We start from the raw sequence: 23,281 nt of genomic DNA on the forward strand, positions 1-23,281 counted from the left end.
TCTCTAAATTCACCATTTTTTAGATGCCACTGCACAAGAAACCCTCGCTCTTTTCCTATGCCTCATTCTTGCGCCAAGGCTGACATAAATAAAAAAAGACTTTTTGTTGGATTGCTATTCACTCATACTATAACCTTACAATCCTTACCCATGGTAGCTTAACAACAATTGTTCATCTGACTTCCGGAAGAGATAAAAAATTATTTTTTCAAAAAAACAATAAAATTAATTTGCGATTTATAAATCTTTATTTTAGCTTAGTCTTGAAACTTAGTTGCTAACACCACACCTGTAAAACACCTTGGCTAACACCAAAGCTATATTGTTTTTGCTATGCCTGTTCCCCATGCTCGTCATTGCACAGCAGTTGAACAATGTACTGTCTAACTCACCTCATTTATTCCCAACGACTTATAATACTAAAGTAGATAGTTTAATACTTCCCTTTAAAGCATATTACAACGCAGGCGACAGCACTGTTTATTATCTTCTTTTTATTGCCGGAGTTTGCAAAGGAAATTATTACTCGAAGCATATTTTCAAATCACAGCCTTTACCAGTACAAGCCCAAACAGTCATTTCTAAAGAACCAGTCTTGTCTCATGCCATTCCGGGCATACACGGAGATGTGAGCTATGATTTCTTTTATCGTTCTGCTATGGATACGCCATACGCCGGCGATCATATTATGCAGCATAGTGCCCGTACAAACATTTATATCACAATCAAAAAAACATTGCCTGTAGCTATCCATATCAATACCCGGCAAAGCAATTCCTGGCTTTTTAAAAACTACATAGACGCCAGTATTGAATTTGACGGGCAGGCCTGGCAATCTGGTTTAAAGGAAAAACTGAAGGCTAAGATGATGGAGCAAATACGGAAAAGCAATACGGATAGTTTGCTGTATGCCGGTTTGCAAAAAAAATACACTTTACAGCAACAACTCAGTCAATGGCTGCAGGATGGGCGCCAGATCCAGCAATTGATGGATAGCCGCCAGTCTGTTGCCTCCATTATGAGCGACACGGATATTTCAGAATACACTAAGAAGATATTGGAAGAAAGCGTAAAAATCTGTTTACAGGATACAATGCAAAATGCAGTGTCATATGTAAGTGAGCGTACAGATTATACACAATGGATGCACAAAGGCGCGGCGCTTTCCGGTAATATAAAAAGACTCAATGTTCTAAAAAAACAAGATATGTCCTCCATTACAACAACAGCGCTTAGTGGTAAGCAGGAAAAGGCAATTGCGTATTTAAAGGAGTATATGGAGAAGAAGGAAAAATACAAACAGGTTTCAGACGAAGTGCAACAATGGGAAGAAAAATACAACAAAGAAAAAACATCAACCCGGCAGGCAATGGATTCTGTTCGTCAACTTGTTGATGCAACAGATGACCCGGCTGTATTGCAAAGCCTGGTTAAAAAATACGGGCTCGACAGCAATAGCACCTATCGCCGGGTAAAACAACTGATGGCGATTAAAAGATTTTCCATTGGTCGTAGTATGGTTGATTACTCTGAGCTTTCTGCAAAGAATATAAGTGTCACAGGTGTAAATGCAGTCTACAATGACCGGTTCTATTATGCAGTGGCCGCAGGCACGGTGGATTATCGTTACCGCGATTTTATTGCAAACCGCAGTCGTGTACCAGGGCAATGGCTTACCCTGGTAAGAGCGGGTATTGGGAAAAAAGAAGCCAACAGTTTAATACTTACCGCATACAGGGGCAGCAAGCAGGCTCCGGGCTTTGCCGGTAATAATGAACCATTGACGAATCCCGTGCTGGGCATCACTCTTGAAGGAAGGTATTACCTGAACAAGCACAATTATATTATTGTGGAAATAGCTAAATCCTCCTACCCGAAATACGCTCCTTTACAAAACCTTCCTGCCGGCAGTGGTCGCTCAGCAAAGCCATCCGCATTGTCTGACCGCAGCAATGAAGCGTATTCCATTCAGTTGTTTTCTAATATTCCTTCTACCGCTACCCGCATGTACGGGCAATACAAACGCATGGGACTTAACTTTCAATCCTTTACGGTTTTTAATTACAATGCACAGTATTCCGCCTGGCAGCTAAGGGCCGACCAGTATTTCTTTAAAAGAACCTTGTTTGTAACGGCATCCGTAAAAAACAATGAATACAATTCACCTTACACCATTTATAATTATAAAAGCAATGCCATTTTTAAAAGCATCCAGGCAACGTTGCGCATGAAAAAATGGCCGCTAATTTCTGCAGGCTATATGCCTTCTTCGCAATTGAACATAGTGGGCAGTGAAGTGATGGAAACCCGCTTTAATATGATCATGGCTACAGCCAGTTATATGTACAGGGTAAAACAGTATAATATGCATGTATCTGCCATGTACAGCAAATTCTTTAACGATGCCGGCCAACAAAACTTCGTATATTATAATGCCAGTACCTGGATGTTTAATCACAGTATTGCAGGGCGGGGGTATACATTTAACTCGATGCTTTCCCTCAGCTACAGCCAGGATTATAAGCTGGTTACGGCAGACGAGGGCATACAATACACTATCAGTAAATGGCTCACAGCCGGTGGAGGATTAAAGTTGAACGGGATGAACGGGCAACCTGCTAAATTGGGTTATTACGGCAATGCACAGGTGCAATTGAATAAACCGGGGCAAGTGAGTATTTCGTTCGACCGTGGCTTTTTACCGGCAGTGTCGCAAACCTTGTTGCCAAATGATATGTTCCGCATCATCTATTTCAAAACATTTTAAATACAGCATATGAGGAGCCTGAACATTTGCGTATTCATTTTTGGGGTGATTTTCTTAACAACCATTGCTGCAAGCGGGCAAATACTTATTAATCCGCAATTGCCTGCTGCCGGACTATTGCACAAAAACCAGCTTTGGAATATTTTGCTCATCAGCAATTACAATTATAGCATCAGCGCACAGGTGCAAATGACGATGATTGATATGCACTCGGGACAAAAAATATTAACGGGCATATCAGGGCCTATTACAATTGCCAAGGGTGTAAAGCAATTAAAGGAATCCGACCTGGAACCGGTACAATACAGTTACTCCGGGTCGAATATCTCATTAACCGGCAATGCGGCGGGAATGCTGATTACCGGAAAATATATGGTATGTTATACGCTAATTACTACCGACAATAAAACGGAGCTTCCTGTTTTGAAAGAATGTGTGCCTGTGGAAATAGAACCGCTTGCGCCCCCACAATTAATAACACCGGCCGATACATCATGGGTGGAAAGCCATTATCCCAGTTTTACATGGCTTCCACCGTCACCTGCGGCTATGGTTCCTCAATTGCATTATGAAATATTACTGGTTGAGATAAAAAAAGGGCAAAATGCATATGACGCTATTCAAAAAAATACACCTGTTTATATGGACAGATATTTATCAACAGCCTTCCTGCTTTATCCTTCGTCTGCCCAATCATTAGAGCCGGGTAAACATTATGCGTGGCAGGTGATTGCCAGAAACGGTGAGGCATACGCGCAAAAGACGGAAGCATGGAGTTTTAAAGTTAAGACAGACTCCACCATTATTGAAATTGACGCTAACGCCTACCCGAAATTAGGAAGGGGTTATGATGCGCATTCCTATATATGCCGGGGCAATATGAAATTTGAATACAATAATGAAACAGGCGATTCATTGGTGAAGGTAGCAGTATACGAATGGCAGGGCGAACAAAAAATGGAAGTAGAAAGCAGGGAGATTCGTATGAAGCCCGGGCAAAATTTTATCGAAATGGAGACAGACGGCATTGGAAAATATAAAAGCGGACAACAGTATTTAATTGAGGTAATAAATAACCGGAAAGAAACTTGGAATCTGAAGTTTAAGTATGTAAGGGACGAATAGGTTACAGGGTACAAGTTACAGGGTACAAGTTACAGGGTTCAACGGCAAGTTTTAGGTTACGGGGTCGGGTTTCAGGGGAACAGCTAACTTATAAAAACACCATATCAATGATCCACCAGTTTTTGAGCAGGCACCGGAAGGGAGCCGCTGCTATATTATTGTCGGTATTCTTTTCACAATTATGTTGTTCCCTGTATGGAATTCAATGGACTGCTGTTTCGGTTAACACATTTTATTCATACCGTGATGTAAATTCGTACATGCCCGCGATTTTTCCGGATGATATGTTACGTAATACTATTGTAAAAAATCCTACAACAACTCCCGCTCCTATTTCGCATCTTCCATCGGAAAATAATAATGATATAAAGAACAGAAGGGAACGAAAAAATACATTTTCAGGTCCCGGTCCGGGCCAACCGGAAATGCAAAGTTTTCAAAGTGTAAACAGCAATAACCTGGTTGATCTGTTTAGTGGCGATTTCTCTTATTCCATACCGTTGCTTGATGCAGGTGGTTATGCTGTTAATATTCATTACCGCAGCGGTATTACTATGGATCAGGAAGCCAGTTGGGTAGGATTGGGATGGAACATTAATCCAGGTTCTATTGGAAGAAATATGCGTGGATTACCTGATGACTTTAATGGGGAGGATGTGGTTACAAAAACAAATTCCCTGCGCCCCAACTGGACAGCGGGTGGAAATATTGCTTTCGGAATGGAACTTTTTGGACTGGAATTAAACAATTTCAATATTGGTTTAAATGGCTCCTTGTTCTACAATAATTATAAAGGCATTGGACTTTCGGCAGGCGCTTCTGTGGGCTATCAGTCATCTATTGGAAGTAAGGGTTCCTTTACGGCTGGTCTGGGACTGCAATCCAATTCGCAAAGCGGGGTAAGCATTGCGCCATCATTTGAACTGGAATATAAAAGAAAAAATGCGGAAGTTACAGGTATACAAACCAGTGGCTACTCCGTCAGCTCATCATTCAGCACCCGCAGCGGATTACAGTCTTTAAGCATTGCATCAAAGGGCAGGATTAAGTACAAAGATGATAATAAGAATAATATATCTGCTAATAGCGCTTCATCCTATACCGCTTCACGTGATCTGGTGAATATTTCATTCGCCCACCAGGCCTATACCCCGTCTGCCAGTATACCCTTTACCAGCTACCAGTTCAGTTTTAATCTGAAACCCGGTGGTGAAGTTTTTGGCGCACACCCCAATGTTTCCTTCGGTGGTTTTTTTTCACGGCAATATATAGCCGAAGATGATAAAAAGCAAATGCTTCCGGCCTTTGGTTATATGTATTATCAAAAAGCCCGCAATATTTCAAACGCATTGTTGGACTATAACCGGGAGAAAGAACTTACTTACCGGGCCACTCCTCCTACCCCGCATATTGCTATTCCAAATTATACCTATGATGTATATAGCATTACTGCTGAAGGAACAGGTGGTATGTTCCGCCCTTACCGTGGAGATATTGGGTATGTGAGAGATGCAGATATTCGTTCCAAAAGTTTAGACGGAAGCATCTCTTTAGACCTGGGAGCAGGTAACCTTGTGCATGCAGGTTACGATGTGCGTGTGAATTCGGCTGTAACCGCTAACAGCGCCTGGACCGAAGGCAACCTGCTGGCTACACAATTGCCTTTTAAAGAAGCCGATAGTAGTTTTGAGTCCGTTTATTTTAAGAACCCTGCGGAAAAAACCATTAACCTGCAAAGTTATTATGATAGATTGGGTGACACAGACCCGGTATTGCCTGTAATGAGCGCCAACGATGATCCCACACTCTCGCCATTCATTCAACGGTATAAAAACCTGTTGCCTTATGGCAATGAAATTAAGATAGACTCCCTGCAAACTATAAAGCGCCACAGGGATAAACGAAGCCAGGTGATCAGCTACTTAACTGCCGCTGATGCGGGATGGTTTGGCTTAGATAAAAAAATATCCATCTATCCTGTAAATACTTTTTTTGCAGGCAAATGTGATGTGCCTGTTTGCAACGACCCCGATCCTCAAAATTGCAAAACAATAGCAACGGAAACTCGTACCGCATCTTTTCGAAAAAAGCATCATCTCTCTGAAATAACCGTGCTGAATGCAGATGGCAGGCGATATGTGTATGGTCTGCCTGTTTATAATACGATGCAGAAAGATGTGAGCTTTAGCGTAGACAAAAGTGGTGCTGATATACAAACCGGGTTAGTAGCATATTCACCGGGATTGGATAATACTACCCGCAATACAAAAGGGAAGGATAATTTTTACGGGGCGGAAGAGATACCGGCCTATGCACATTCTTTTTTGCTTACAGGAATTGTTTCAGCAGATTATGCGGATAAAACCGGCGATGGTATAACCGATGATGATATGGGTGATGCCGTAAAATTCAATTACAGCAGGATCTACGGCAATGATAATATGTTTCGCTGGCGTGTACCCTTTGCTCAAAATAATGCTACATACAATGAAGGATTGAAAACGGATAACAGCGATGACAAAGGCAGCTATATCTACGGACAAAAAGAAATATGGTATCTCCATTCGCTTGAATCGAAATCCATGATCGCCACTTTTACACTCAATGATCCGCAAAAAGGAGAATTAAGGGAAGATGCTTACGGATCAAAAGATGAAAACGGGGGAACAGACCTGCAACTGCCCCTCCGGTACCTTAAACAAATTGATTTGTACAGTAAGGCAGACTATATCAAAAACCATGATGCAGCCAAACCCGTTAAAACTGTTCATTTCGAATACAATTATGAGCTTTGCCAGGGTGTACCCTCCTCCTCTTCCGGCAAAGGAAAATTGACCTTAAAAAAAATTTGGTTTACTTATAATAAGAATGACAAGGGGCAAAAAAATCCTTATGTTTTCCTGTATCACCCGCAGAATGCAAATGATCCCAATAGCATTCCCAAAGCAGCTTACAATCCCGCATATGACCCTAAAGGTTTCGATCGCTGGGGCAATTATAAAGATGCCGGAAACAACCCGGCGCAAATGAGCAATGCCGATTATCCCTATACGCTTCAAAATGGCAATGAAATCAACAATGGCAAATGGGACAGTGCAAAAGCCGCCGTGGGTGCAGCCGCATGGACGCTCAGCGATATCGTGCTTCCTTCCGGCGGACGAATGAATATACAATATGAATCTGACGATTATGCCTATGTGCAAAATAAAAGAGCCATGCAAATGTGCAGGATAATTGGTTTTGGTAGCTCCCCTGACCTGGGCAGGAAAACAAATGCTCTGTACGGCGTGGCCACAGAAGCGTATAAGGATAACCGGTATATATTCATCAAATTACCCTCACCCATAAGCGCCACAACATCTGCCGGAATTAAAAAAGAAATTTTACAGAAATATTTATCCGGAGCTTCCACATTATACTTCCGGCTCAGGGTGCAAATGCCTTCTGATATATATGGAGGTGGTGATGAGCAGGTAGCTACCTATGCACAATATGAAGATTACGGCTTAACCACCGACAATAGTATTGCCTGGATCAAAATAAAAGGAACGGACATATTAAAGCCCGGTGATGGAGATGCAAGTCCGTTGGCTAAAACAGCGTTGCAGGTTTTAAGACTTAATCTGCCTTCCAAAGCTTATCCGGGTTCCGACCTTAACGGAGATTTCGATGCGCTGGCATTAGTAAAGGCCACATTTGCCGTAATGGGCAGCATCAGTGAATTGTTTTTAAAATTCCCGGTGCAGGCCAGGATAAGAGGCTGGGCGAAAAGGGTAAATACGGAACAATCTTTTGTACGACTGAATAACCCTGAATATAAAAAATATGGCGATGGGTTAAGAGTTAAGCGGATAACGATTTATGATAACTGGAATAAAATGACTGCAGGGGCCGAACAGGATGCTACTTACGGGCAGGAATATGTGTATACAACTGTAAAAGATATGAATGGCGTTAAAATGCGCATAAGCAGCGGTGTGGCAAGTTACGAACCCGGTATTGGTAATGAAGAGAATCCTTTTCGCGAACCCATTGAGTATAATGAGCAGATAGCACCACTGGCGCCTGTTAATAATATGTATTCTGAATATCCCCTGGGAGAAGCCTTTTTCCCTTCGGCCGCTGTAGGCTATAGTAAAGTAAGGATACATACTATTCATTATAAAGATGTGAAATCGGCAAATGGTTATGAAGAATCGGAATTCTATACCACTTATGATTTTCCTACTATAGTGGAGCATACGCCATTAGAAAAAAGAAAATACAATTCGGAGAACCTGCTGCAAATTTTGAACCTGTATTCAAAAAAAGCACTGGCTTTTTCGCAGGGCTTTAAAATAGAAACCAACGATATGAATGGCAAACCAAAAGGCTCAGCTTCTTATCCGGAAAACGATCCGGATAACCCTTTGGCTTATACGAAATACTATTACAAAGTGGAACAAGAAAATGCGGAGTTCAAACGATTGTTCAATACTGTGGCGGTTGTTGATTCGGCCAATGGTCATATCAATATGCAGGCACAGGTGGGAAAAGATGTTGAACTGATGGTTGATATGAGGGAGCAGGAATTCAAATCGCAGGGCGCAGGTATTGAATTTAATATAGATGGGTTTATGGCCGGCCCTATTCCTGTAACCATTCCATTTCCATGGCTGATGCCGCATTTTGAAATGAGCCGCTACCGGTCGGCCGCTATTACCAAAGTAGTGCAGCGCTATGGTATTATTGATAAAGTAATGGTATATGAGAAGGGCAGTTTGGTTACCACTGAAAATCTTTTATACGATGGCGAAACGGGCGATGTTTTATTAACCCGCACTCAAAATGAATTCAATGATCCGGTATACCAGTTCAATTACCCCGCGCATTGGGCTTATAGCGGTATGGGGGCGGCTTATAATAATATCGCTGCTGTTTTTCATGATATCACTTTCAGCAATGGAAAAATTATAAATGCCCCGGGCTATCCCGCTATTGAAAAATATTTTGAAAGCGGTGATGAGATCAAAGTATTTAACGGACTTGAAAGACTGGCGGAGCAAAATGGCATAAATGTATGTACGGGTTTTGGTATTTGTAACGACCCCGTTATGGGTGCTACCACCGCTAAAAAACTATGGGCCATACATTCTTCTAAAATTCACCTTAACAAAGGATTGACGGGCATGTATTTTATTGATGAAGATGGAAGGTTTTTTACCGGAACGGGTAACGATTTACAAATACTTCGTTCCGGCAAACGAAATATGGCCGCTACCAGTATAGGCAATATCGTAAGCCTGCAGAACCCTGTGCAACAGGTAGCAGGAAAGTGGAAATTGGTGTTGAATGCTGCTACTAAAGTGATTCATACTTCAGCTCTTTCGTACAATGATTTCTGGAAAGTGGAAGATGCGCGATACCAACCGGTAACGGTTACTACAAGAACAAACGCGGTGAAAAAAATAATACTTAATCCCCTGCCGGATCAAACATTTTCAATAAGCCGCGATTTTAAACAAAAAAGATTGGGTGGCATTGACAATGAAGATATTCGCCCCTTTGTTAACACCCCTTATTTTGAATGTACAGAAAATACGCCTGAGCGGAGGTTTGACCGAAGAGAAGCGCATGTATTGGAAAGCTGGATGAAATTTGATTTTAGTATGCTGCCTGCGAATGCTACTATAATAAAAGCTGAACTTAAACTTCAGCCTCACCTGGGAGATCATACAGAAACCAGGGGATATGCGGATCACAGGAATCATGAGGCATTACATCCGCACAATAGCGGGCAATACGATAACGAGGCTAAAATTCAATTGGACTTAAACACCGTATTAAATAACGTATATCTTAATGCATTAAGAGACAACGATGCGGACACAAGGAGTATATTTAATGGAAATAACCTGGGTAGCTCCTCATCCAGGGTTTTCGCAACCGATAAACAAAACAATTATATTATAAATGTAAAGAGCCTCGTAAATGAGTCACTATCTAAAGCTTCGCGCCCCGGCTGGTTTAGAATAAAAGCAAATCACCACGATAAGAGGGCTAATAAGCTTTGCTTTTGGTCGGTTAACAGTTATACGCAGGATTATATAAATGGCTGTAATCAATACGGCCCGGTTAGCAACAAAAATACACTTACCAATCAATCATTGGCGGTTCAGCAAAATAGATCGGCTTTGGTTGCTCCTGCGCTTACTCTGCCCGAATGCAGCAGTTGCAGCAATGTAACCGATGGCTACGATGCCGGCGCCAAATTAAATATTCCCTGTTCCACAGCTCCGCAATTAACCATTGAATACATTTCCTGCAGCGATGGAGAAAGGCTTGTACAGGAATGCGATTCTTTTTACTGTGAAAAAACAGTTGCAATAGATACTTGTATTTCGCAGATTGCCGATACCGCAACCAATCCTTACCGTTGGGGTATACTCGGTAACTGGAGATTAGAAAGGGCTTACAGTTATTTTGAAAACAGAACAGAAAGTGAAATATCCGGCGATGATGGCAAAACCAATATCCGCACTTATGGTACTGTTAGCGCGTTTGATCCTTTCTGGATCTTTGGTTCAAACGGAATAAATGCGTCAACCGATACCCTTCGCTGGGTATGGAATATGCAAAGCACACAATTTAACCGTAAAGGATTTGAAACGGAAAACAAAGATCCTTTAGGCAGACACAATGCCGTGCAATATGGATACAATGAAAGTTTGCCGGTGGCTGTAACACAAAATGCAAAATATACAGATCATGCATTTGATGGATTTGAAGATTATGCATACAGTAATAACAAATGTGATGAAGGCTGTTCAATTCAAAAACATATACATACTGAGGCGCTGAATAATTATATAACCAATGAAGAAGCGCATAGCGGAAAGTTTAGCCTGGGTCTTCCTGTGGGGAGCGATATAAAAATACCGGTTCTGTTGGAAGATACTTTGCGGGTAAGGACCCTTCCTTATCTTCAGTTTGCATCAGATACTGCATATCGCAGCACAATCACCCGGGTGAGCAACGGAGCGGGATTAAAAGCGACCGTTTATAAAAATTACAATTACTGGAAGGATAATTATGGGCTGGATGCTTATAATTACAGTACAGGTACTTCTGCGCCGGTTCTTAAAGACAGAGTAGATGTTAATTACGACAGGAGAAGTTCAACGAGGAATAAACTCGGGTTAACCAGGAACCAGCATTTTTATAAAATAGTATGGGAAGGATATCTTACACTTCGCAAAAGCCGTAATGCCGGTAATACAGACCCCGAAGGCATATACCAGTTTAGTGTGGCGGCCGATAACTCTTTTAAATTATGGGTAGATGATAAACTGGTACTGAATGCTTTTCCTAATGAGCCTATATATTTTAACAATGCAAGGAATACATCCTTTTACAGCGATCCGGTTAAAATGCATCATGGTAAACTATACAAAATACGAATAGAACATACCGATGGTGAGGGTGAAGGACTTGCAGTGCTCAACTGGAAGAAACCCAACAGGACCAATCCTGAAATTATTCCTGTTACCAACCTGCACAACAGTGTTAGCGCGGCAGAAGCGGCCCTTATTAAAAATACAACCCGCTGTATCAGTTGGGAGGGTACAGGAGCTTCTGCCAATATAGTATATGATGAATTTGCGCCTTCCACCGGGAATAAATATATAGTAAGTGCATGGGTAAAAGAACAAAAGGATTGCAGGTGTGATAATTATGAAAATGCGTCTGTTGTAATTAATTATACGGATGAATTGGGTAATCATTTTTCACCGCGCAATATACTTAAGCCATACGGGAATATTATTGAAGGATGGCAGCGAATAGAAGAAGTGGTTACCATACCGCAGGGAGCAAAAAAAATGGAAATTCAATTTGAAGCCGCCAACAATGGCAATTCAGGGAAAATATTTTTCGATGACTGGCGCTTTCTTCCATACAACGGCAGTATGAAATCATTTGTGTATGATGCGGTAAGTCTGCGACTGATGAGTGAACTGGATGAAAATAATTACGCAACATTTTATGAATATGATGATGACGGATCTTTAGTAAGAGTGAAGAAAGAAACGGAACGAGGCATCAAAACAATTAGAGAAACCAGGAGTGGACTGGGGTTATAGGATGTGGAAACCTGCCACGTCCGACCGGGTCATCCGGGCGGACGGCAGGCTGGCGTGAGAATTTTAAAATTTGAAAATGAGGGAATTGCTGCAGTCAGCATGCGACGAAGGAAGTGCTATACTGCAATAAGATTAAAATTCGCTAATGGACATGGATATATTCTAAAGAAGATGTGGTAGAACCTATCGTTTGGAATTATTTTCCAGCACCGTCCTTCTCTGTAAGGAGAAGGATAAGAGGATGAGGCGGAAGGAAGAATGTGAAAATGAAGGGAAATGTTGCTTCCTTATGCGACGAAGAAGCGCCAGACGGCGGGTAATTGATAAAGGGCTTGGATATATATAGTTTGAAGTGAAAAAACGAAATGTTTGGTCTTATTCTCCAGCACCGTCCCTCTACCCTTGGGGAGAGGGAAAGAGGGTGAGGTTAGTTGATGTGGTAGAACCTATCGTTTGGAATTATTCTAAAGCACCGTCCTTTACCATGAGGAGAAGGATAAGAGCCCGCCCGAACGGCCTTCAGTCGGGCGGGGATGAGGCGGAAGAGATAATTTGAAAATGAGAGGAAATGGCGTGATCGGTACCCAACGAAGGAACACCAGACCGTATTGCATAGCAGAATGAGAAGAGAATAACCTAAAATAAAATAAAAATACCATGTCATTAACCGCGAAAATACCAATCGTTTTATTGTTATTGCTGTTCACAGGTAATAGCTATACCCAGCATTTCGACCGTGCAGCAGAAGAGCTTTTCAAAATCAGGAATTCCTATTCAGATTCGGGCTATAACAGCTTTACCATACAATACCAGTATGCAATGGAGACCGCTCCTAAAAAAATATTGGACACCCTTACTGCTTATATAAAAATAAAAGGCAGCAAGTACTATTGCAAAATTGATAAGATGGAATTTATTCAAAACGACAGTGTGAACGCGGCTGTGTATCATAATGAAAAAATGATCGTGCTCACTAATCCGACTACAAGTACTGAAAAAGGAAGACTGGTAATTGACAACTGGGATTCCGCTTTCATTGCCGCTAATATTGATTCTGTAATGCTCTCAGATAAAAAAGCGCTTCGAACCTTACATTTTTATTTTACACCGGAATCATACTACAGTTACTGCATTATTACTTATAACAAAAAAACATACCGGCCTCAAAAAATAAGTTATATACAAAGGGCTACGCAAAACTATGAAGCGGGGAAAAGCAAACCCAATGGCATCATTGTAACTGTGCTGTTTTCGGCTTATAGCAACGCGGCTTTTAAAGACATGACTTTCGATTACACCAGGTTTATAAAAAAACAAAACAATAAATGGGCATCCGTTGCTACCTATAATAGTTATTCAGTAGTAAACAATGTATACGTTGAATGAAATGTAAAAGCAAGCTATTTTCCGAGAGCATGCTTTAGACTAATCATAAAGAACGTTTGTATATACTACAAAATGAATAACAACACCGGGTCTGATCTATTCTCTCCGTTGAATTTGATTTTATCCTTTTTTTAATACTAAGGAATAAAAACGAAAGAGATGGAGAGATAGTAAGACCAATGTTTAACTCAAAAAGCATTTGCGCTTATGCTAAGACACCTGTTTATGTCGCTTTTGGGAATGGTTTTCCTGTCTGCTGCCGGAGCCGTGGATGAGCCACCCGTCATTTCACCACTTGAAGGCCGCCTGGGTCAGTTAAAATCCGGCTCTTTCGCTCAGGTGCAGGATATGGATTTTTATGCAGATCTGCAACGCAATCCTAAGAAGTATGAAGAGACATATACCCGCAGTATCATTACATTTTCTATTGATGAAGCATCACATCTATTTTTAAAGTCACCTTTCCAGGCTACCATTGTATATCGTTTATACTTTAGTTTTAAAAGCAATCCCAATACTGAAGATTCATTGGTTGACAATCAAACCCTGGTTATTAATTATGATACCGCACAGGGAAAATCATTCAATGCAAAAAACAGTTTTGTATTTGAAAATGCAGTGAAAGTAAAAGTAAAGGTTGTAAGCATTACAACAAATGCTGAAGGGTGGGATCCGGTTCCATCTTTAAAACTTACCAATGAGCTACAGATAAACAGGATATATACATTTGATTGTGAAGATAACAAGGTTCAGCAGATAAACTTTTTACAACCCGCTGGTAGTGATGCCGATGAATTGAAGGTTTTTTGGCAACCTGCGGAAGGAGCAGATGAATATGACCTGGAATGGACTTACATTGACCACCCGGCATACGCGGCCGATGTATATGGAATACCCGGCAGTGAAGATTTTGAGACGAATGTATTTAAAAACAATGCAGCCCGCGTTACGCTAAACAGCGCCCTGCACCATTATAATATCCCCTTGTTATACGATAAACATGGCTTGCTTATTTTTCGGGTGCGTTCTGTGCAGGTAAAGCCTTCGGGGCAACGTACCGAAACCAACTGGAGCAATTACAATTCATTTGAATTTATTTTTGGTCATCAGCCAAACCTCAACTGGCAGGCGTCAACAAGTTTTGCCGAAGAAGGCAAGCGCAAAAGCGTGTTGCAATATTTTGATGGCAGTTTGCGTAACAGGCAAACCGTTACTAAAGACAATACGGAAAACACAACAGTGGTAGCGGAAACATTTTACGATTACCAGGGAAGACCCGCCATACAGGTGCTCCCCTCTCCTACTATTAATACACTGATAAAGCATACGCCACATTTCAATAATTTTTTAAACGCAATTGAATATTATAAAGACAATTATGATAAGCTTTCGGCTAACCGCGACTATTGCAGCGGAACCGCCGGCCCCCTGGATCCTTCAAAAGGAGGTGCAGCGCAATACTATTCATCTCAAAACCCTCAGAAAGAGGAGGGAAATAATAAACTCATTCCAGATGCTATAGGCTTTCCTTTCGCCGAAACAAAGTATACACAGGACAATACCGGCCGTATAGCTGCGCAAAGTGGTGTGGGGCCTGCCCACCAGTTGGCTACCGGTCATGAAACAAAATATTATTACGGCAATCCTGACCAGGTTGAATTAGATGCGTTGTTTGGTACGGAAACCGGTGACGCGTCCCACTATTTTAAAAATATGGTGAGAGATGCAAACGGGCAATACAGTGTATCCTATATGGATATGCATGGCCGCACTATCGCTACTGCTTTAGCCGGCGATTTACCCGCGGATATAAAATTAGACTACCTCCCTTCTAAACAGGATAGCTATCTTACCAAAACCCTTACAGATGCTTCAAATAATGTTGTAAAGGGATTTACTATTGAAAGCAGTAAAGGATTGCTGGTTGCAAAAACGGGAAATCATAAATTCAGCTACTCTCTTTTGCCTGAAAATGTTAACATCCGAGATTGTAAAGATGCGGACGTATGCTATACCTGTTCTTATACGATTGAAATTACGATTAGCGATGATTGCGGTAACAAACAATTTGGTGGCAATCCTTTTATATATACCGATGTTATAGGCGGCATTGATACGGATTGCGCCAGTATTCCGGAAATGTTTACTAAAAATTTTGATAAAATACTGCTGGAAGGCAGTTATACGGTTACTAAAAAACTAACTATTCGTGATGAAGCGCTGCAAGCTTACCAGGAAATTTTTGCCGGTAGTAATCTTTGCAAAACCGTACAGGATTTTGTGGAAGAACAAAAACAAATATTTTTAAACAGTACCAATAATTGCGCTTCACCCTGCTATAATTGTGAGCAGCAATTAGGCACTTCACAACAAGCATTTATTGATAAATTTATTACAGATAACGGCTTAAACGAAAATCTTGCATCCGACAGGCAATTAGCTATAACCGCGTATACAAAATTATTAGCTCAGTGTGAAGAACTTTGCGGCACTGCCAAACAAAAAAATTATTTGGACAATTTGCGTATGCTGATGCTCCAGGATGTAACCCCTCCTTACGGCCAGTACGCCAATATTGAAGATTATACAGGAACCGGCGACAATAAAGAATATTACGAGAATGGTATTTTCGGCCCCATCAGTTCCGGCAACAATAATTATCGTTATACCATTGCCTCGCTGAATTATAAAAATGAGGACGGAAGTTCTGCAACAGTTACCCTTTTGCGTAACGGTAACTGGCAAACGCTTAAACCGCAACAATTAACCATCGAAGAATTTGTATCACATTTTCAACCCTCCTGGTCCGAAACATTGGCGGATAACCTGCATCCCGAAAGAATGCAGTATAATATATTGAATACAACCGCGGTGTTTAATAACCAGCCGGCAGTAGGCAACGCCAGTTACGACTGGGATATGGATTTCATAACAACAGAAACATTTGTACAGGCGCAGCAAAAGGGGTTCCTCAATCCTACAAATAATATTTCATTTACCAACAGGTATGCTACAATATTTAACGGCAATAGCAGTAATGCAGATCCATTTTTTGTTTTGCATAGCAGCCTGCGAAACCAAATGCACAATTTCATGCAGCAGGTTGCTGTAGGTGGTGGCTATATAGCCGATATATGGAATGCAGCATCTATAGCGGGATTTTGCACAGACCAGGATGACCTGGCTTGTTTGCAAAAACAAATTGCCAATCCTTTTGGCACACAGGGCTGTGCGGCCGACCTTGATATGGCATGGCGGGCTTTCCGGGCAATGTACAAATCCAGGAAAGACGAATTGATACTGGACATGGTAAAAGGCATTACCGGAACCACTCCTGTAATAGATGAAACCAAATACCATTCGTATTTCACCAATAATACAGATGCCATAAAAAATGGCACAGGTATAAGTGATATTAATAACAAAGATGACGTAGATGCGGCATTGCAGAATTTCTATACAGATCAAAGCTCATGTGCAGGCTATGCCGAATTGTGGTGGCAAAAACTTACACCCTGTGATATTCAAAAACTGATGCCTTATAAAGCGCAATTATTAGCCGACCTGGTAACCGTGTGTACAAAGGGAACCGATGAAACACATGTAATGGGTGCAAGTTCCATAGCTCCTGATGCAACCAATACCTATAATGATTTTGATGAAGTGCTGGCGCATTACGTGCAAATATACAACAACGCTAACCCCGCCACACCCATCGGTGTATTGGATTGCAATGGCAGCCTGCTCAATTTCCCTGCTCCCTATTCAACGCCGCAGGTGCTGGCCAACAAACCTGTAATTACCAAACCCGAACCCTGCGAATGTGAAAAAATTACACAATTGCATAGCGTATATACACAGGAAAACAACGACCCTGACTTTTCCGCCTATATTGAACGAACGCTGCATACTACCATGAGCGACGGCGCTTTAGATACTTTGCTGAATCTTTGTTCTGGTTCCATTGACTGTAAATTTATTTCTACTCCCATTCATCTTCCACCGGCGCTGCAATGCGGAGTGGATAATGTTTGTATACCCTGCGTTGCGATTAAAGAAGGCTTTGACGCTTTTGCCGTCAACTATCCCAATATAATACCCGGGTTTGAAGCAACAACAGATGAGCAACAAAAAAAGAATGAACTGTTTACTTATTATATGAACAAAAGGTTTGGATTTGCAAAACGGGTGCAGGAGTATTTATCGTTTATGGATAGTTGTTCGGTAAAAATTTTGAATGATTGCGACAGCCTGGGGAATATGATCAGGAGTTTTAACAAAGATGCGAACCCATACCGGGTGGAAGCTTTTTGTCATTCAAATGAACTTGATCCACCTCTTATTAAGGATTTAAATGAGATTGTGAGTGATGGATACCTGCACTGGCCTAAATCCATACGAGATACTACCGGGCGCGACTGGGTATATTTTCAGCACAGAAGAGCAGGCTCATTTTGTCTGGAAAACGGGTATTCCATTGAATTCAGATTTAAGTCGCTTAAAAAGGTGTTAAGACCCAATGACGATGTGTTTTATTTTACCGATAGAAATGGAGGATTTGTTCTTTACAAGCAGGAAACGGGAAAACCCGGATTTTACCTTAGGAATATAAATGCGAAAAGCACTGTTGATGCATCAATAGTAAATATCTATAATGGACTTGAATTAATGGATAACGATCCCGACATTATTTATAAAGAATGGAGTGTTATAAAATTTTCAATGTCGCCTACGCATTTTAAAGTGTATTATAACGGCAGGTTAATCAAAGATGTGGCAGGGGATATGCTATTAAGAAATTGGCCGGCATTTACACTTGCTTTTTTAGATTACCAGGCAGCGATCGACTGGGTTCGGGTGTATGATGGTAATGATGTGCCGGTTTATTTTGATGACTTTAACAGCACTGATACAAGGTCAGCGGTTAGCCCGTCTTTTGTTTGTTCGCAACCTGTGCCGGATTGCCAGGCAGCCTTTGTAAAATATTATAACGGGCAAAAAGGAACCAGTTATACTTATGAGCAAATTGATTCGATATATTTTGAAACCTGCGGCAAGCACCTTAATGTATGCGAAGATGGCTCCACACGCAAAGATTCACTAATGCACATAGCCGATTCTTATATAAAAAACTATACTTCTATCAATGATAGCGGCATTGATACCGGGCTTCCTCCTGTTTATTGGAGTTCAGGGGGGCTTTCTATACATACCGGGCTGCCTGTCCGCTCTAACGATTTGTCTATGATTGTTGACACAGGCGTTTTGCACATGCCCACAGGATCGGATCCTTTGTATTATTCATCAATCAATTATAAAAGCATAAGAGATATTTGTGTACAAAATGAATATGCAGTTGAAGTTAGAATAAAAAATCCCGTTGCTGCATCCCAGGGTGGCGATGTAGTGATTAGCACCAATACACATAGCATCAATATTGACAGTAGTGATATTGATGAAGATTTCGCTGTCGACTTTGTACCTAACCGGTCAAATGCATCATTCTACAGATTACGGGGTGTAAGACATTATGACACTTCCTTTAGCTATAAAGATTTTCAGGAATGGCGCGTTATTAAGCTGTCTGCTAAACAGGATACATTTAGCGTATATTATGAGGGAAACTTAATTTTCAAAATTCCAAGAGATGGAAGAAGTTATATTGACATCATTGGACCTTATCTTCAGTTTCAACAGGGAATAAATGTTCAATTAGATTGGATGAAGCTTTATGGAACTAACGATGAACTAATTCTTTATGAAGACTTTAATGATACTGCTAATCTGGCTTCGCAAGCGAAAAACTACCAGTGTCCTTCTGCGGATTGCTTCACTAAATTTACGAGGTACTTTAACAGGCTATGCGGCGAAACATACAATTTTAGTCAAATTGATTCATTGTATAAAGCCAATGGCATTACATTAAACATTTGTGGCGACAGCATAGTTCCACCTTCATTTAATCCCGCCTTATTGCTTTGCGGGAAAAACACAGTTTCACAGATAACTGTGGAAGCAGGAAACGAATCCCCCTGCGCCGACAGTATAGACTTTGCCATAAGCCGCGGATACGAAAGATACAGCGTGTACAGCGATTCGGTGCGTGGCGCATTTACCCAAACATTTATAACGAAATGCCTGCAGGCGGCGCAACACGAGCGATTTATAGTTCAGCAGCCGGTAAGTGAATATCATTATACTTTGTATTATTATGACCAGACGGGTAGTTTGGTAAAAACCATACCGCCAAAAGGTGTTCATCCCAATTATGATGCAAACTGGTTACAAGCTGTAAAAAATGCACGTGCAGGAAATGCTGTTGTTGTGCCTGATCACGGGTTAGCTACACAATATCGCTACAATACCCTCAACCAGGTAGTGCATCAAAAAACACCTGATGCCGGTGAAAGCAGGTTTTGGTACGACCGCCTCGGCAGGCTGGCTGTAAGTCAGAATGCTAAACAGGCTATCCTCCTATCCACCAGTGGAGACGGGCCGGGGGCTAGTCCGCCGGGGCAGATGAGGTACAGCTACACCCGCTACGACTACCTGGGTCGCATAACCGAAGTAGGCCAAATCAACAATGCCGGTCCCGCAATGAACAACAGCATTAGCCGCAATCCAGTTCAGTTGCAAAACTGGATGAACAGCAATACCAACCGCAAACAAATAACAGCTACTTTTTATGATATTCCGGCAAAGGAAAGCTATTTGCATAAAGATCTTTCTCCCTATATCATACGCCAAAATAGCTTGCGGAATCGCGTGGCATTTACGGTGTTTGCCGCAGACGGAGATTTAAACAATTATGATTATGCTGCATTTTATCATTATGATATAGCAGGCAATGTGGATACCCTGTTGCAGGATTACGGACCGGCAGGCCTTTTGGCGCAGCAGGGCAACCGCTATAAACGCATTACTTACCAGTATGATCTTATCAGTGGTAAAGTAAACACTATAAGTTATCAACCCAGGTTGTACGACCCCGTTACTAAACAATACATTGCGCAACCCGATGCGTTTTTTCACCACTATAGTTATGATGCCGAAAACCGCCTCACCGATGTATTTACCAGCGCCGATGAAGTACATTGGGAACATGATGCCCATTACCAGTACTACCAACACGGGCCATTAAGCCGGGCTGTTGTTGGTGAAAACCAGGTACAGGGCATTGATTATGCCTACACATTACAGGGCTGGCTAAAAGGAGTGAACGGTACAGCTACGGAAGAAAGACTGGTAGCAAGAGACGCTTATCATTTCAATCTGCATTATTATGGCAACGACTACACCGCCATCAGCGCACCAAATGCCTATATCGGGTTAAGCACAAAACTACAATCGCTCAATGCATACAAGCCACTTTACAATGGCAGCATCAGCAGTATGGCTGTATTTCTTGCACCTCTTGCGGGGATGGGGGTGTTGTACAATTACCAGTATGACCAGCTTAATCGCATAACAGGCATGGATGCCTATAACGGAAATCTTGCCGGCAATAATATATGGGACAACGGGCTCACTGCTGTGCAGGATTATAAAGAAAGAATAAGTTACGATGCCAATGGTAATATACTCACTTATAACAGAAATGGCTTTGGTTCAACTGTGGCAATGGATAATCTGGCATACCATTACCAGCCGGGCAATAACAAATTAGACCACGTAAAAGACAGGGCGCCTTCTGCTAACTATACCGAAGATATAGATGATCAGCAGGCAGGCAATTATGATTACGATGAAATTGGTAATTTGATTAAAGACAAGGCTGAAGGAATTGATAAAATAGAATGGACGGTATATGGAAAGATAAAAAGCATTACCAAAACCAATGGAGAAAAGATTGGTTTTGCCTATGATGCAGCAGGAAATCGCATTAGCAAGACAGTAACTACCTACGGCGCTGCCACTACTACCCTGTATGTACGCGATGCCAACGGTAACACAATGGCTGTGTACGGTATAAACAACAGTGATAGTAAATTATTTTTGAACGAGCAGCACCTCTATGGCAGTAGCCGCTTAGGTATATACAATCCCAACAAAGACCTCTCCATAACGCCACCTCCGCCGCTTAATATGGGTTATGGAAACAGCGGCAATTTAATTATATTTGAAAGAGGCAAGAAGTTCTTTGAACTAAGCAACCATCTGGGCAATGTACTGGCAACGGCGAGTGATAAAAAGAAAGCCCATGATGCAGGCGATGGAACAATAGATTATTATGAAGCAGATGTCGTGAGCGCACAGGATTATTACCCGTTTGGAATGATGATGCCTGCCCGAACCTTCAGGGGCGGGCGGGGAAGAACGTTCACGGGTGGCAACAATTATCGTTATGGATTTAATGGTAAGGAGCACGACAAAGAAAGCCCGGTACAATATGATTATGGGTTCAGGATTTACGATCCAAGGCTGGCGAGGTTTAAATCGGTTGATCCGTTAACACCTAAATATCCTGAGCTTACACCGTACCAGTTTGCTTCAAACCGACCTATTGATGGGGTAGATCTGGATGGGTTGGAATATGTAAAACGAATTCATATTTTAAATGTAAATAAACAAATTATATCAACCAAGGATGTTGTGTACTATCAAATGGATGAAAAAACATTATTGGCTCATGGTGGTACCCCGGCAAACTGGTATAATTCTGCAGGTTATGGCCCAGAAGGAAAAGGAGTAAAACATGAATACTATTACGAAAGTGGTATGCAAGCGAGAGAACCACGTTGGAATTTACCCCAAAACTCACTTATTAGTTCTTTGGGAGCTCACGGTATTTATTCTGGGGACGGTTCAATTACCAAAACCGGGACAAAAGATTATGATTTTTCATGGAGGCCAATTGACGCATCTGACGCTATTGCTAAAAGACATGATATGAATTATGCAAGTTTGCAGGCATATGATGTGGTGGAGGACACGAGGACTTTATTTGCGGATAAGCAAATGGTTGAAGAGACACAACAGTATTTGAATTCAATACCTTTTCGGATGCTAATCGGCCAAAAGATAGCTGGCGAAACAATTATGTCCGCAATGAGCCAGAATAAATTTATCGGCATCCTTGCAGACTACAAACAATGGAAGATAAAATATATGAAAGAAAATAATCTGGATCCCAATAAGCTTGATGCTAACACAAAGGTATCATTGAACAGTTGGCGCGTTAGATTAGCCTATATAAATTCCGATAAAGGTCGTCGAAAGGAAAGGCTGTTTAATTTGGGAATTCTCTTGACAACAAAAGAACAAACTAGTGATGCGAAAAAGGATAAATAATATATATTCATTGGGTTTTCTTGTAATCGGGTTGTGTTTGTTTTGCTCATGCGGTAATAACGTGACAATAACAAGAAGTTATATCTATAGCACGGGGTGGTCAAATGGCGGGTACCAGGGCTTTCAGATTGCAAAAATAAAATTACTAGATAGCAGTATTTCTGTTTTCGCTAAAAATTTCAACAGGTTTAAATTATCTGATTATATTATCGATTCAAGCTTCTGCTATGAAGAATCATCTATACAAGGCGCTAATCGTCCGAAGATTTATTTTGATAGAGAAGATGAAAATTGGAAGTGGACTTCTTGCTGGAATGCTTTGGAAGAAAGGAAGAAAATAGGGCTTTTGGAACTGAATTCGTGGTATATAATCCTCGGATTAAAAGGAACTATAGATTATTACGTATACATAGACAATGAGGGAGGCTCACATACTTATTCATTGGGTCCAACCAATTGGTAGTTTTTTTTAAATGCTCTTCTATAGCCTCGTGCAACTGCCGGACGATGTGGTGCTTGCAATTGGTAAATCAATATTCTACCAAAATGTATTGCCTTTGCGCTGGAGTCAACTTGAAGGCAATAACAATAT

5 protein-coding genes are annotated in these 23,281 nt (G+C 41.3%); all 5 read left to right on the plus strand.

What is annotated here, in order from left to right; genetic code table 11:
* The first annotated feature begins 301 nt into the window (after nt 1–301).
* The 5 genes from FRX45_RS20910 (at nt 302) to FRX45_RS20930 (ending at nt 22,689) form a co-directional block, all read left to right on the plus strand.
* A complete protein-coding gene (locus tag FRX45_RS20910) occupies nt 302–2,767 on the plus strand; it encodes a hypothetical protein (protein WP_152270436.1) in 2,466 nt (821 codons plus the stop codon).
* Nucleotides 2,768–2,776: 9 nt separating this feature from the next.
* Complete coding sequence (locus tag FRX45_RS20915; RefSeq protein WP_152270437.1) at nt 2,777–3,892, plus strand: hypothetical protein; 1,116 nt, start codon at nt 2,777–2,779, stop codon at nt 3,890–3,892.
* Nucleotides 3,893–4,152: 260 nt separating this feature from the next.
* Nucleotides 4,153–12,012: a PA14 domain-containing protein gene (locus tag FRX45_RS20920; RefSeq protein WP_193311797.1), complete on the plus strand. Its 7,860-nt coding sequence runs from the start codon at nt 4,153–4,155 to the stop codon at nt 12,010–12,012.
* 657 nt (nt 12,013–12,669) lie between these two features.
* Complete coding sequence (locus FRX45_RS20925; protein WP_152270439.1) at nt 12,670–13,398, plus strand: hypothetical protein; 729 nt, start codon at nt 12,670–12,672, stop codon at nt 13,396–13,398.
* A 207-nt stretch (nt 13,399–13,605) separates the two neighbouring features.
* On the plus strand, nt 13,606–22,689 hold the full coding sequence (locus FRX45_RS20930) for an RHS repeat-associated core domain-containing protein (protein ID WP_152270440.1): 9,084 nt from the start codon (nt 13,606–13,608) through the stop codon (nt 22,687–22,689).
* Nucleotides 22,690–23,281 lie beyond the last annotated feature (592 nt).

This window comes from Agriterribacter humi, from assembly GCF_009192765.1.
GTDB lineage: Bacteria > Bacteroidota > Bacteroidia > Chitinophagales > Chitinophagaceae > Agriterribacter > Agriterribacter humi.

Bases quoted from the DNA above. Each gene is read 5' to 3' on its own strand.
- FRX45_RS20925 (WP_152270439.1), top strand. From the start codon at position 12,670: ATGTCATTAACCGCGAAAATACCAATCGTTTTATTGTTATTGCTGTTC.
- FRX45_RS20920 (WP_193311797.1), top strand. From the start codon at position 4,153: ATGCCCGCGATTTTTCCGGATGATATGTTACGTAATACTATTGTAAAA.
- FRX45_RS20915 (WP_152270437.1), top strand. From the start codon at position 2,777: ATGAGGAGCCTGAACATTTGCGTATTCATTTTTGGGGTGATTTTCTTA.
- FRX45_RS20930 (WP_152270440.1), top strand. From the start codon at position 13,606: ATGCTAAGACACCTGTTTATGTCGCTTTTGGGAATGGTTTTCCTGTCT.